13 protein-coding genes and 3 tRNA genes are annotated in these 14,446 nt (G+C 43.1%); 13 read left to right on the forward strand and 3 right to left on the reverse strand.

The genetic code is table 11. The features are described 5' to 3' along the window. Nucleotides 1–353: 353 nt before the first annotated feature. The 3 genes from DXB18_RS15495 to DXB18_RS15505 all read right to left on the reverse strand — a co-directional run bounded on the left by DXB18_RS15495 (nucleotide 354) and on the right by DXB18_RS15505 (nucleotide 4,409). Entirely contained in the window at nucleotides 354–947 is a 594-nt protein-coding gene (locus tag DXB18_RS15495; protein WP_118708812.1) for a LysE family transporter, read from the reverse strand. 107 nt (nucleotides 948–1,054) lie between these two features. Continuing rightward, entirely contained in the window at nucleotides 1,055–2,467 is a 1,413-nt protein-coding gene (locus tag DXB18_RS15500) for an alanine/glycine:cation symporter family protein (RefSeq protein WP_347560908.1), read from the reverse strand. Nucleotides 2,468–2,681: 214 nt separating this feature from the next. Continuing rightward, nucleotides 2,682–4,409, reverse strand: coding sequence for an IS1634 family transposase (locus tag DXB18_RS15505; protein ID WP_118708814.1), 1,728 nt, complete (start codon nucleotides 4,407–4,409; stop codon nucleotides 2,682–2,684). Between the two features lie 303 nt (nucleotides 4,410–4,712). Between DXB18_RS15505 and DXB18_RS15510 the strand changes: the two genes are divergently transcribed. The 13 genes from DXB18_RS15510 to DXB18_RS15565 all read left to right on the forward strand — a co-directional run bounded on the left by DXB18_RS15510 (nucleotide 4,713) and on the right by DXB18_RS15565 (nucleotide 13,805). After that, nucleotides 4,713–5,123, forward strand: coding sequence for an ACT domain-containing protein (locus DXB18_RS15510; RefSeq protein ID WP_118708816.1), 411 nt, complete (start codon nucleotides 4,713–4,715; stop codon nucleotides 5,121–5,123). Nucleotides 5,124–5,245: 122 nt separating this feature from the next. Beyond that, a complete protein-coding gene (locus tag DXB18_RS15515) occupies nucleotides 5,246–5,788 on the forward strand; it encodes a DUF3877 family protein (protein ID WP_118708818.1) in 543 nt (180 codons plus the stop codon). Nucleotides 5,789–5,790: 2 nt separating this feature from the next. Then, the gene (locus DXB18_RS15520; protein WP_118708820.1) at nucleotides 5,791–6,651 is read left to right on the forward strand and encodes a DMT family transporter; all 861 of its coding nucleotides are present in this window, start codon (nucleotides 5,791–5,793) and stop codon (nucleotides 6,649–6,651) included. Nucleotides 6,652–6,754: 103 nt separating this feature from the next. Further along, nucleotides 6,755–8,242, forward strand: a complete 1,488-nt coding sequence (locus DXB18_RS15525) for an AAA family ATPase (protein ID WP_118708822.1) — start codon at nucleotides 6,755–6,757, stop codon at nucleotides 8,240–8,242. Nucleotides 8,243–8,309: 67 nt separating this feature from the next. Next, nucleotides 8,310–9,761: a GGDEF domain-containing protein gene (locus tag DXB18_RS16770; protein WP_118708824.1), complete on the forward strand. Its 1,452-nt coding sequence runs from the start codon at nucleotides 8,310–8,312 to the stop codon at nucleotides 9,759–9,761. Then, complete coding sequence (locus DXB18_RS16775; protein ID WP_182430609.1) at nucleotides 9,716–10,315, forward strand: EAL domain-containing protein; 600 nt, start codon at nucleotides 9,716–9,718, stop codon at nucleotides 10,313–10,315. The genes DXB18_RS16770 and DXB18_RS16775 overlap by 46 nt, the downstream gene beginning before the upstream one ends. A 78-nt stretch (nucleotides 10,316–10,393) precedes the next feature. Next, nucleotides 10,394–10,467, forward strand: a tRNA-Pro gene (locus tag DXB18_RS15540). Nucleotides 10,468–10,494: 27 nt separating this feature from the next. Next, nucleotides 10,495–10,566 (forward strand) — tRNA-Glu (locus DXB18_RS15545). Nucleotides 10,567–10,604: 38 nt separating this feature from the next. After that, a tRNA-Thr gene (locus DXB18_RS15550) sits at nucleotides 10,605–10,677 on the forward strand. 245 nt (nucleotides 10,678–10,922) lie between these two features. Then, nucleotides 10,923–11,222, forward strand: a complete 300-nt coding sequence (locus DXB18_RS16270) for a hypothetical protein (protein ID WP_182430611.1) — start codon at nucleotides 10,923–10,925, stop codon at nucleotides 11,220–11,222. A 25-nt stretch (nucleotides 11,223–11,247) separates the two neighbouring features. Beyond that, nucleotides 11,248–11,415 carry a hypothetical protein gene (locus tag DXB18_RS15555; RefSeq protein ID WP_182436853.1) on the forward strand — a complete coding sequence of 56 codons (168 nt, stop codon included), beginning with the start codon at nucleotides 11,248–11,250 and terminating at the stop codon, nucleotides 11,413–11,415. A 93-nt stretch (nucleotides 11,416–11,508) separates the two neighbouring features. Then, nucleotides 11,509–11,763 (forward strand): type II toxin-antitoxin system RelB/DinJ family antitoxin, encoded by a 255-nt coding sequence (locus tag DXB18_RS15560; protein WP_118708828.1) that lies wholly within the window; start codon nucleotides 11,509–11,511, stop codon nucleotides 11,761–11,763. 107 nt (nucleotides 11,764–11,870) lie between these two features. Next, nucleotides 11,871–13,805 (forward strand): ATP-binding protein, encoded by a 1,935-nt coding sequence (locus tag DXB18_RS15565; RefSeq protein WP_118708830.1) that lies wholly within the window; start codon nucleotides 11,871–11,873, stop codon nucleotides 13,803–13,805. Nucleotides 13,806–14,446: the final 641 nt, after the last annotated feature.

The raw sequence follows: 14,446 nt of genomic DNA on the forward strand, positions 1-14,446 counted from the left end.
ATTTTATTTGCCCATCTACAAAAAAATATATATGAGTATGACAAAAAGACAGATTTACACCTGCCTGAAAATGCGCTATATTGTCCTTCGTCTACTTCACGTTTGCTCAGGATCTGTAAGGGAAGCTGACTGGGACACGGTATCTCTGCAAAAGTCATATAGGTACCTCCTGTAATTAAAAAATGATATCTAATTACAGGGGCCGCTCTCGCTAACTTATAAAGGGAATCAGTAGCGAGAGCGGCCGCACATTTTGGCTTTTTTGTCAAGTAGTATATAAAAAATAGGTTAGACCGTTGCTGGGGTCTTGTACCTAAAGCTTAACTTAATGACATTGTGTGTGAACAGTAGCACTAAAATACACCGGTAATCCGCAGTGAACACCACACCAACAGCAATGCCATAACAGCGTTCATCAGTCTATAATATCGGGTGTAAAACCGCTTCAGCACATTACCGGCAAATGCCCAGATCAGGTTTCCGAGCGCGCCAAGGATCATCAGATAAACGGCAAAGAAAAAGAGCATGTAGATTCTGGATTCGTAAGGCAGGATGTAAGCAGAAAACATGGTAAGACCATAGATGATGATCTTCACATTTACTAACTGCAGGACAAATCCCATCAGCCAGGTCGGTTTTTTTTCCTGCACCTGGTCGGACGGCGGGCACCGTTTCCAGGTCTGCCACGCCAGATAGAGGATATAGGCTGCGCCCAGATATTTCATAACGGGCTGGATATCTGGAATCACCGTGCCGAGCGTGCTGCAGAACAGTCCGGAAAGGCACATCAGCGTGAGGGAACCGCTCCAGATGCCAGTCATAAAGCGCAGGTTGCCGGATACCCCGTATTTGCTTGCCGTGGAAAGCAGCAGGATATTGTTGGGACCGGGTGACCACACGGTAAGGATGGCGGAGATGGTCATCTCGATCAGGACGGACAGCGGCATGAGTGATTCCCCCTTTTTCTTGTGTTCGTATAATTTGCAATCTGTTCCATTGCTTTGTGTACTTGCTGCGTCGGCTGCAAAAATACAGATTGCTTATATTTTCTTAATTATTTAGAATATTTCTTTTCTTCATACTCTTTCAGCAATTCCAGCGCTTCCTTTGACATCGGATACAGCACCGCAATATTAAACAGCGTCATCAGTCCGATCCCGACATCGCCCAGATCCCAGACAACCGTGTACTGCTCAAGGCCACCGATAAACAGCATGATGAGAGCCAGCACCTTGTAGGCAGTCTGATAACACCAGCGGTTTCCAAAGAGGTATGCCACGTTGGAACGGGCGTAGAAGAGAATGCCGATGAAGGTGGAGAAGCTGAACAAAGCCAGGGTCACTGCAATAAAAATGACACCGGCATATCCCAGGTGGTACTGCATGGCGGTCTGCAGGAGATCCATGCCGGTAAGGCCGCCTGTCAGCTCTTCCGGAACCAGCAGCATGATCATGGCAGTGCAGCTGCAGATTACAAGGGTGTCAATCAGAACGCCAAGCGACTGGGTCAGACCGGTACGGACCGGATCTTTGCTCTGGGCGGCGGCAGCCGCGCAGGGAGCGGAGCCGGAACCAGCTTCATTGGAAAACAGGCCGCGCTTGACCCCGTTCATAAGAACAGCTCCGAAACCGCCGGATACCGCTTGACGCATGCCGAAGGCCTCTGAAAAGATACGGCTGAATACGGACGGAAGCTTTGGCAGATTGACCAGGATGATGAACAATGTAAGCAGGAAAAAACCAACCGCCATGATCGGAACCATAATATCCAGAACTTTTATGGTTGCGTTTTTCCGAAGCACAATGACTGCAGCCAGTAATACCAGAAGGATCGTGGTGACGATGGGCGGAATCCGGAATGCGTTGGCAAAAGCAGAGCTTACGGAATTGCTGATTACCTGGCTGATGCCGCACCAGCAGATCAGGCCGGAGATGGCAAACAGGGAGGCAGTCAGGGAATGTCTGAGGGTTTTTCCGGTTTTTGCTTCGACAAAATGGTGAATGTAGTAAGCCGGTCCTCCGTGATAGCCGCCGTAAAGAGGGTCCGGTTCTTTGTATTTTTGTGCCAGAGCAGCTTCTACAAAGGCAGTAGAAGCACCGAGAAGGGCAGTCACCCACATCCAGAATACGGCACCGGCACCACCCAGGGAAACTGCAGCTACGACGCCTACCAGATTTCCCATGCCAACACGGGTGGCAGTGGAGATGATGAGCGTCTGAAATGAGGACAGGCTGTCCGGCGTTTCTTTTTTCTCTTTCAGGGCTTTCATCATGTCAGAGAACAGGCGAACCGGAAGCAGCCGGGTACGGATGGTAAAGTAGACTCCGGCCGGGATGAGCAGCAGAAGCATCAGGGAGATGCCCACAGAGCTTCCCATGACCGGAAGGGTAAACAGATCACCCCACAAAAAGGCATAAACGGTTTCAATGAGCTTTGTAATCAATGGTAAAAATCCTTTCTGAATCATGTTTTGGCAGCTGCGCAGGGAGGCGCAGCTGCTGCAATGGCTCTATTATATAATTTGTAGCGCAGTTTGTAAATCCGGAAGTCATTCTTGTTTTTTGCACAGCGGGTTGCTACAATCCCATCTTTGACAGTTGTTTAGTCAAATAAGTGCCGCAACCCTTGTAAATACAAGGACTGTGGCACTTTGAGCTACATACACGAAATATAGTAATATTTTATCTTCGTTTACTTTTTTTCTGAATTCCTTTCATGTTTCGTTTTGTTATGAATTGATAGTCAGTTCGGAATTTACAGGCTTCATGGAGGTCATCGGTTATTTCATGACGTTCATATACCGGCATGAATCCTTGCTCTTCGACATCAGCAAACTTTATATCTTTCAAAGTGTGAAGTAATTGGCTGGTCGTATAAGTTCCTTTTAAAGAACGATTTAATAATCTAAAATGGAGCAATGCAAGAAAACAAGTAAGAAAATGTGCTTTAATGCGATCCTTACGGGTTAAATAAACCGGTCTGGCTTCAAAATCAGTTTTCATAGTTCTAAAACAATCTTCAATCTGCCATCTTCTTTCACTTACTTTTAAAATATCTGCAACATCATCATCAAGCAGGTCTGTACAGATGGCATAAAGTCCATCATACATTTCTTCTTCTGCAATCTTCTCCAGATCAAGATAATAATGGATTGTGGCTTTTTCCCCCTCATTTGTGACAGCAACCTTATTTACAAATCGAGCAGGATCATTTGGATTTTTGCGTTGCTTTTTTAAAGTTCCATTTGCAACCATTTTTTCTGCTCTACTGATTTGCTCTGCACGGATAGCTTTTTGGTAAGCAGCATATTTAGGGGAGTAGGTTATGATCAATCGTTGATGTAACTTTTTGGTTGTAAAAGGCTCATCTTTATAGAAAAGCTGTTCTTTATCGTTTTCTGTTAAATTTGTAATATCGACAACTTTATCATCTGATAATCGTTTAAAATCTGTTTTGTTCAAAGCCCATGCCCGATCTTCAGCAGGCAGCTTTTTGATTGACTGAGTGACAATAAATGCCCGTTGTCCCATATGATTGAGTACACGGTTATCTTCGGAAGCAAGCCCGGCATCACTGCAATAAATAAATTTCTCACAACCGAATTGTTGAAGAATCTTAGTTTCTAAAGGCTTCAAAGATTTCTGCTCATTTTGATTTCCCGGAAAAAGAGAAAATGCTAGAGGGATTCCGTCGCCATCTGTGAAAAGTCCCATTTGGATAATCGGGTTGGGACGATGCTCCTTGCTTTTCCCATATCTCTTGTCTCCATCTTCCTGTTCAATTTCAAAGTAGTAGTTTGTACAGTCATAATAAAGGATCCGATCATTTCTGTTTCCGAGGAAAAAACTGTTTTTATAAACTTCTGATTGAATAAAATCCATTTCTGATGCAAGAACGGAAAGAGCGCGATATACATCATGAAGTTCATATGTTGGTGGTTCAAGGAATTGTTTTGCAGCACGAAAGGAAGAACTTTTACTGGAAGGTTCCAACACTCTTGTATAGATCAAATCTGACAAAATCGCATTGAGATCATACTCGAATTTATGCCTGCTTTTGATTTTTCGACAGATAGAATCCATTTTCAGTCCATAATAAATGGATTGAAGAAAAAGATAACCGCCAGAAAAAAGTTTCTGTTTATGATAGTCCATGAACCGATTTGAATGGAATGGAATCATAACAGTTGCATCTTCTTTTTCACTTTTATATTTCAGAGTTTCAAGACGGGCTTGTTCATTTGCCCATGCGAGAACCCCTTCGCGATCCGTATGAAGTTGTTTTGATAAATCAGCCAAAGTACCTAATTTACGGATTGTTTTTGAAGTACTTTTTCCCTGAGCACTTGTATAGGATTGTGTAATATAAAATGACTCAGAATTTTTCGATTTTGATGTTGTTACACGCATAATGATCACCTCTGTCATTATTATAACATATATCACTAAATATTACTATATAATAAAAATAAAAATTTGACAAAAAATAAGCCTGTTTCAAGGCTTTGCGGTATCCTTTTTAATTTTGATGTGTCAAACTCCCGTGCATTGGAAGCATAGATAAAAAGCACCGATAAAATACTGAAAACTTTTGCACTCTAAAAGAATAACATGTTGACGAATCTTATTTTTCGTTTAAAATAAAAGAAGAAAACTAAAAATCTGTATGAAAATAGATAAATCGTTGGAAAATGGAAAGTGAGGAAATAGAACATGTTAAAGCAGGTTTCTGTATACGCAGAAAATAAAAAGGGGGCACTTAAGGTAGTGACTGGCATTTTGACGGAGGCCGACATCAATATTCTTGGTTCTGTCACAAATGACAGTGCGGAATACGGAATCATCCGCATGGTGGTTACTGATCCGGAAAAGGCACAGAAAATCCTGACTGAGGCCGGTTACTTATGCCGTCTCACCAATGTACTCGGCATCGAAGTAGAGGATGAAGTGGGAAGCTTAAACCGGGTTCTGGCAGCATTCTTAGAGAGCAATATCAATGTCAATTACCAGTATCTGTCTTTCAACCGTCAGTCTGGAAAGCCGGTCATGGTTCTTCACACAGACGATTGTGAGTTCGTAGAAAAATGTCTGGCAGCAAAGGGCTTTCAGATGACCGAAGTTTAAAAAAGTGATCAAAAAATGAGGGATGTTCAGGCAAAAAAGGCCGGCATCCCTATTTTTGCTGTATATGGAAAATGAAGACTACAGCAGGGAAAAATGGAATGTAATAAGGAGACTAACAACAAATGCAATTTGAAAAACTGGAACAAAATATCATCGATCTGGTCAAAGAGGAACAGGCAAAACTCGGTTATCGGAAGGAATGCATTCGTTTGTACTATCCACTGAGTTCACTTGTGCATCTGACCGGAAAACCATGTGGGGAGCAGGAAATGCTCACGCTGCTTTCTGACTTTTGCAGGGAGGTAGAACCACATCTTGGAAAGATCACGGTTTCTGCAAAGAAAGAACGCTTTTGCTTTTTGATCCCGGAAGAGGGTGTTGTATATGTGAAAGAGAACACACTTCCAAATGAATTTATCAAAGAGTTGGTCGAACTGGTTGGACACCATGACTGTACCATGAAAGAAATCAAAGCATTATTTGAAAAACAGCCATGGCCGGTTATTGTAACACCAGTTAAAGGGGATGAATTTGATCTTTTGATCCGGTTCGGAGAAGGCGCAAAAGATCCTTATTATTATTGTTTTAAGGATGAAGGCTGCCACATCATTTATCACCGGTTCCTTCCGGAAGATTATGCGGACTTTGGATTTGAGGAGGCTTAAGTATGAACCGGAAACATAAAGCAATCCTTTATATTGTATTGTCCTCCTTTTGCTTTGCCCTGATGAGTGTGTTTGTGCGCCTCGCCGGAGATATCCCGTCTGTGCAGAAGAGCTTTTTCCGGAATCTGATCGCATTTTTCTTTGCCGTGATCTTTCTGATCAAAAATAAGATCTGGCTGACTGATGCAAAGAAAAATCTCGGGTATCTGATCCTGCGTTCTACGTTTGGAACGCTGGGGATTTTCTGCAACTTTTATGCGGTCGACCACCTGGTTTTGGCAGATGCTTCCATGTTAAATAAGATGTCGCCGTTTTTCGCCATTGTATTCAGCTTTCTGATCCTTGGCGAAAAAGTAAAGCCAACACAGGCATTTTGCGTAGTCGGCGCTTTTATTGGAAGCTTGTTCATCTTAAAGCCGACTTTTGCCAACATGGCACTGGTACCGTCACTGATCGGACTTTGCGGCGGTCTGTTTGCAGGTGTTGCCTATACGTTTGTACGGCTTTTGGGAGAGCGGGGAGAAAAAGGACCGTTTATCGTCTTTTTCTTTTCCGGTTTTTCCTGCCTGGTATCTTTGCCGTACCTGCTTTTGCATTACCAACCAATGAGTCCGTCCCAGCTTGGATTTCTTCTGCTTGCAGGACTTGCGGCATCCGGCGGTCAGTTCAGCATTACCGCGGCTTACTGCAATGCTCCGGCGCGCGAGATTTCGGTGTACGATTATTCACAGATCATCTTTTCTGCCCTGTTAGGATTTCTTTTGTTCAGCCAGGTGCCGGATTTCTTAAGTGTGATCGGTTATCTGACGATCTGTGTGATGGCTGTAGTTATGTTTCTCTATAATAACCGAAAGACTTGTTGACAGAAAAGAAATATGTTACATTGAATATGGTGATTCAGAATATTGTGATCGACATCAGATCATAGGATATTAGACGATACTTGAGACAAAAGGGGAAAACAGTATGCCAGTATTTGATTTCAGCGATGCTCCGGACGCAAAGAATCCGGGTGAGTGCACGTATACCACATTTCAGTCCAGTGAGCCGGAGGCTTCTCCGGAGAAACCGATCCTTGTCCTCGATAACAAAAAACGGAAATGGCAGCATCATTCCTGCGGAATGTTTACGAATCCGGTAAAACGTACCACCTTCGAATTCCAGGAGGAGGATGGAACGGTAAGCGCCGATATTTTAAAAATTGATGCCCGCTTTGTCAGCCTGTTAAAATGGCTTGGGGAAAATCATATCAGTGTCCGTCTGTCCGGCGAAAACCGTCCGGAAGGGTATGCTGTTTACAAAATCCGGGAAACGGCGTTCGGCGGCGGCACCAAGCTTTCGGCAGAAGACGGCTTTTTGCAGTTTATGATCGAGCGCCTGTTTGCGAGCAATGCACCGGGCGCGGACGTAGTCGATGAAAGACTGGAAGAAGCTGGCGACGACATGAAGCTGACCAGCATCCAGAGCATTACGGACTTTATGAATTGTGCCGGAAGAACCTTGCCGGATAACATCCGCCTCTGGGCGCGGAGAAACTTGGCAGTAGCACGTTCCCACGAGGTATCCCCGGAGGAACGCCGTCACGCACAGCGCGCACTGTCTATTATGATGAATGTCCAGTGGAAGAGCAACTACTTTGAGTCAATCGATCCAAAGGAAGCACGCAGGATCCTGGATGAAGAATTATATGGAATGGAGCGTGTGAAACAGCGTATCATCGAGACGATCATCCAGATCAACCGTACGCATACCCTTCCTGCTTATGGACTTTTATTGGTAGGACCTGCAGGAACCGGAAAATCCCAGATCGCCTATGCGGTGGCACGGATCTTAAAACTTCCGTGGACCACTCTGGATATGAGCTCCATCAACGATCCGGAACAGCTGACCGGAAGTTCCCGAATCTACGCGAACGCAAAGCCAGGCATTATCATGGATGCATTTTCCATGGCAGGAGAGTCCAACCTGGTATTTATCATCAATGAGCTGGATAAAGCAGCTTCCGGAAAAGGAAACGGAAATCCGGCGGATGTACTGCTGACACTGCTCGATAACATTGGCTTTACTGACAACTACATGGAATGTATGATTCCAACCGTCGGTGTTTATCCGATTGCAACAGCCAACGATAAATCCCAGATCAGCGCGCCGCTCATGTCACGTTTTGCGGTGATCGATATCCCGGATTATACGGCAGAGGAAAAGAAAATCATCTTTTCCAGATTTGCACTGCCGAAGGTATTAAAACGTATGGGATTAAAAGACGGAGAGTGCAATGTGGCACCGGATGGCCTGGATGCGGTGGTAGAATTCTTTGCTGGTACCAGCGGGATCCGTGATCTGGAGCAGGCAGCAGAGCATATTGCGGCAAATGCATTATACCAGATCGAAGTGGATCATGTTGCAGAAGTGACATTTGACCGTGAGATGGTCATGAAGCTGCTTGAAGCATAAAAAGCAGTGCCGATAACGCTGACGATACGAAAATCATTACGAGTATTTATTTGAATGAGGTGTGATTGTGGTTTTACAGACAGAACAAACAGAGCGATTAAGAAAAGCACTGCACATTGACATAACAGATGGAATCATTCTTGCAGTTATGCGCCAGGGAAGACGACAGGAAAATGACACGAAAGAAACCATGGAAGCATGGATGGAACGTCATGTTTTTGTATATGCATCCACGCCGAAAGTATTGGAAACCATGAAAAAAGAATTCAGTGTTTCCTCACTTTTACGTGAATATAAACATGGAAAACGGTTTCTGGTATACCGGTGTCATCTTGTAAATAGAGATATGATTCTGGTAGATAAGGTGACCATTTATCTATTTGAAAACACGGTCACCGGCCATGTGGAAGCCCAAATGTTTATCGAAGATATCACACAGGAATATCTGGATAATGTTACCAACGAAGTGCTTTACCAGAAAGATTATAAGCTGCTCAGCCTGATCAGCCTGGACCGGGAAATCGTAAATTTCCGCAGTTGCCACTTGGAAGACATCGACATAAAGAAACGTAAAAATATCCCATATAAAAAAGCAGCAGAGCTGGTTTGCGGGCATCATATTCATCCAAATGACAGGGAACGTTTCCTTTCCAAAACCAATCTTACATTTTTAAGAAAAACAATGGAAGAGAAGGGAATGCATTCGTTTGCCGTGCAGACAACTGATAAGCTGACGGAACGTTATACTTATTACTGGTTTGACAAATCTGAAAATATGCTGTTGCTGGTTGCGGACGATATGACAAAAGAACTGGAAACAGATCCGCTTACAGGACTTCCAAACCGTGCAGGATTTCTCCGCCAGGTGGGTGAAATCCTGCGAAAACAGTCCGATGCCCAGTATGCAATTTTGTTTTTTAATATCCAGCGCTTTAAAGCCATTAATGATCTGTTTGGTTACGAGAAGGGAGACCGTATTTTAAAGAAAATCGTGGATGTTCTGGAAAAAAGCTTCCTGAAACCACTCGTAACGGCTCGTATGGAGGCAGACCGTTTTGTGGCGTTCGTGGATACCGCTAACTTAAAGTTAGATCAGATGAACCAGCTTTTGCATTATTCTTATCATGACGGAAAGACAGACATTGAACTCCATGGGCGTTGCGGCATTTATTATGTCCCGAAACAGTGTACGTTAAGCGTATCGGATATGTGCGACCGGGCAAAGCTGGCAAAGAATTATATTTCTAACCAGTATGTGCGGCCGTATGCCATTTACGATGAAAGCATGAAAATGGAATACGATGATAATAGCCGTGTGATGATCAATCTGGAACAGGCCATTGAAAAGAATGAGTTCTGTGTCTATTATCAGCCGGTCTATGATGCGAAAACCGAAGAAATCGTTTCTGCGGAGGCTCTGGTCCGTTGGATCCGGATAAGAAAAATCCGGTCCTTCCGGGGCGGTTCATCCCAGTGCTGGAAAACAGCGGCCATATTACCAAGCTGGATACATTTGTAAACAGAACGGTAAGGGAAATGATCCGGAAACGAAAACAGGAGGGAAAAAAGGTCCTTCCGGTTGCGGTAAACCTTTCCCGTATGGACCTGATGGACAAAGACATCATGGGACGCATCTGGGAAAATGTAAATGATAAGAAAATTCCGGTCAGTATGTTCCATTATGAACTCACAGAGTCTGCTTATGCAGATATTACCGAAAGCGGAAGTAAATTTTTGACCGGGTTGCAGAAAAAGGGAACGAAGATCCTGATCGACGATTTTGGAAGCGGAATTTCTTCATTCAGCACCGTGCGCGACTATGAATTCGATATCATTAAGCTGGATATGGGATTTGTACAGAAAATTGGCACCAGCAAGAAAACGGACAACATTCTCATTGCCCTGATTGATCTTGCCCATAGTCTTGATATGAAAGTCATTGCAGAAGGTGTGGAAACAAAGGAGCAGGTGGAATTTTTGAGAAAGAACAACTGTGATTATTTCCAGGGCTTTTATTATGCAAAGCCAATGCCGCAGGAAGAATTTGAGGCGCTGCTAGACCGGGAGTTGTAAAAGGAAAATGATAAAATAAAAAAAGATTCAAATTGTTGTTGACAATTAACACAATTTATATTATACTACTGAACGTAGCGAGGCGTGGCTCAGTTTGGTAGAGCGCTGCGTTCGGGACGCAGAGGTCGCAAGTTCGAATCTTGTCGCCTCGACTCACTTCAGGTTTTACCTGAAGGAATGGCCTCATGGTCAAGCGGTTAAGACGACGCCCTCTCACGGCGTAAACTCGGGTTCGATTCCCGATGAGGTCATATGCTTTGGATTTTGTCCAAAGCATTTTTGTTAGGACGCTTCTGTAGCGCAGTTGGTAGCGCAACGCATTCGTAATGCGTGGGTCGCCGGTTCGAGTCCGGCCAGGAGCTTTATAAGTAAGTAGAAAAATCTCCCAAAAAGCAAGGAACATCAAGGGTTTCCGGCTGGATGGGGGATTTTTTTATTGCATGGATGATTAAGAACGGATAAGTGATTTTAAGGTATTTTTTTGGGGGATTTTTGGAGAAAACTAATATTATAAATATTAATAAGTATTTATAAACAACAACATGTTCACGCAGTGGTTTTACAATCCTCCATAGTCTATATAGAGAATAATATCGAGAGGTAGACTATGAAAACTGCAGAAATTACATTTCAGAATTACAAAAAGAAGGGAAATCCATATGTGAAAGCTCGTCAATATGTGACTTTACTTGACGGGACTGTTTATCGTGCTGAGGGCAGTGGTAAGAACCGTGTGGATGCCAGAGCTGCTTTGCAGCGGAATATTGATAACCGAAATAAATTTATTCAAACTGGTATGAAAAAAGACAACGGTGAAGTCACTCTTCAGTACCTTTTCCATTTACCAGGTGCTGCCGAAGATCATCGAACTGTGGGGACTGAATGTGCAGACAGATGTTTCTTCTAAAAAACTTCGCCCAACTGACCGCCAAATGACAACACCGTTATTGCTGCTGCGCTGCGTACAGCTTGGCATTTCTATTCGTGACCTCGATTTGCTCACGATAGGAATGGTCAACGATATGTACGCAGAAAGCGGAAATAATGAGTATAAAGGCTATTCGCAGATGGCTACGCAATCTGACATGGATGCCTTTTAACAGAAAGTTCACAGTTCACAGCTCATATAGTGACACTATATTGACATGACACGAGTATGTGAGTATACTGTAAACCATGTGGAGGTTTTGCGTATGTCAGCAACAAATCTGAACATCCGAACAGATAAGGAAATCAAAAATCAGGCTGAGGAGATTTTTAATGAACTCGGTCTGACAACTGCGATCAATAAGTTTCTGAGAACTGTGGTTCGAGAATACGGCATTCCATTTGAATTAAAACTGGACGTGCCGCAGGAAACAGCGGCAGAAGCAACTTTAGAGAGCAAGAAAATGTTGTCTGACCTTTCAGAATGTAAATCCTCGAATGATGAAAAAATGAAAGGATAAATCTGAAAAGCGAATCAGCTGATGGAAAAAAGCACGCTCTGCAGATGCGGTATTTACATCGATCCCTTCCACATATTTCTATGAAATAAAAAGTGGGGTCAAATTGAATGAAAACACAAGCAGACAAGAAGTCAGTCAAAGACATTCAGGAGTTAAAGCAGAGATTTACTAAGTTTTCCATAGGTTTATTTGCAATTTTGACGCTTTCAATCACATTGTTGGCATCAGCATATACATATATTCTGCAAAAATCGTATACAGATATCGCCCTTGAAACGGAACTCAAACGTGATATGGAAAATGCAGATGCAATCCATAAATTGGTAAATGAAAAAATCGGAAGAGAAGAATTTGCCACGCTCCGCCATCAATCTGATGAAAATACAGAAATGTATCACAAGGTTTCCTCGTTTCTAAATGAAATTCGAACGTTGAATTCAACCAGATATTTATACACCGCCACCCGAAATGAAGAAAACAGGCTGATCTATGTGGTGGACGGTCTGGATCCCAGCGCAGGAGATGTCAGACATCCGGGAGACTATATTGAGGAAGAAATGATTCCGTATATTAACAAGGCTCTTTCAGGAGAGACGGTGTATTCGCAGAACATTGTTGATACGACATGGGGTCCTATTTTCACAGCCTGTTATCCTGTAACGGGCGATTTAACGGGCGATTCGGATGAAATAGTTGGTGCTTTATGCATTGAAATGGATATGCAGTCTGTGAATGGGCTGGTAAAGCGAACAAGAAGAGTATCCGTTTATGTTGGAGCTATGGCAGGATGTGTGTTGTTTTTGCTTTGTGCTGTCTGCTTTATCGGCTACAAAAGAAAAAGAGAAGATGAAATTGAACAGACGCTTTTGTTGCGCGAGGCTGCGGAAAAAGCAGAGACCGCAAACAGAGCAAAATCATCCTTCTTACTTAACATGTCACATGATATTCGATCACCTATGAATGCTATTATCGGATTTACGGACATTGCACTGAACCAGACAAATGTATCTGAAATTCACGATAATCTGCAAAAGGTAAAAATAAGTTCAGAGCATCTGCTGTTGTTATTGAATAATGTACTGGATCTTAGCCGTATCGAGAACGGAAAGGTAAGCTTCTCACCTGAGCCGGAGAATTTGCCTGTCCTAATAGATAATGTGATTGCTATCGTGGATGGACTCCTACTGAATCGGGATTTAACATTTGAGATACATCGCAACATCCCCAAAGAACTTTATGTTCTGACGGATGCAATAAAAATTCGTGAGATATTGACGAATCTTCTGAGTAATTCGGTCAAGTTTACAAAAGATGGCGGAACGATTACTTTTGAAATTAGTATCAAACCGGGCATAGACGAACGGCATATTGTAGGCAGTTATGCGGTAAAAGACAATGGCATTGGTATGAGTGAAGAATTTCAGAAAAGGCTGTTTGAACCCTTTTCACAGGAGGATAACGGCGCACGAACACACTATGCCGGAACGGGGCTTGGAATGGCAATTTCCAAGCAATATGTAGAACTGATGGGCGGTACAATTACGGTTCACAGCAAGAAAGAGTGTGGTTCGTCTTTTACAGTAGAAATTCCTATGGAACTTGCAGACCCAAAACAGATACCTGAGCCGAATCTGATACAGGATGTCAGCTTTAATGGAGTAAAGGTTCTTCTCGCAGAAGATAATGAGCTGAATGCGGAATTGGCAATCACGCTGCTCGAAGAAGCAGGTATGCATGTAACTCGTGCAGTAGATGGACAGGACGCAGTTGCTTGTTTTGCCAACAATCCAGCAGACACATATGATGTAATTCTAATGGATGTCCTGATGCCTAAAATGAATGGGCATCAGGCGGCAAGAGCAATTCGTGCAATGAGCAAGGAGCGCCCAGACGCTGCGAAAATTCCAATCATCGCACAATCTGCAAATGCTTTCAAGGAAGATGTACAGGCATCCTTGGATTCTGGAATGAACGGACACATTTCAAAGCCATTCAATATAGATGCAGTGATCACTGCAATAAAACAAAATATAAAGAGATAGAAGATTGAGCAACAATCCGATAACGATCAGAGCATCGTTCAAGGTTTATTTGGACGGTGCTTTTTCTATACCCATTTTGCAGAGAGGAGGTGCGCTATGGCGGCAAGCAGAATAAAGGGGATCACCGTTGAAATCGGCGGCGATACCACCAAACTATAGACAGCCCTAAAGGGTGTCAATTCGGAAATTAAGAATACGCAGGCACATCTGAAGGATGTCGAAAAGCTGCTGAAGCTTGATCCCAGCAATACAAAACTGAACCGGATTATCCATGGACAGATGATAATGCAGTACTGAGGCATTCAGATAATAACAAGTGGTATGGGCTGGTGATGACGGTTAGTGCAAAGAAAATGGGAGTGCTTTTTGAGGATAAGAATCATCTCATCAACAAACTTCTGATTCGTCATCGTCTCATACGGATCTTTCTTGAATAAGCCCATAATACAAACCCTCATGTTTTGAAATTTTAATGACATAAAAAGTATGGAGAACCAAATAAAAAATGAAATAGAAGTGATTTTTATGCAGAATGTTCCTTGAAATTATGCGACGTGGGAAGTATAATGAAGTCCTAAATAATTTAGGATAACAAGCGGGAATCCTCGGTTATTCAATTGCCGAGATGAAAGCGTCTGAAA

The sequence above is a fragment of the Clostridium sp. OM02-18AC genome (genome assembly GCF_003481825.1).
Classification (GTDB): domain Bacteria; phylum Bacillota; class Clostridia; order Lachnospirales; family Lachnospiraceae; genus Brotaphodocola.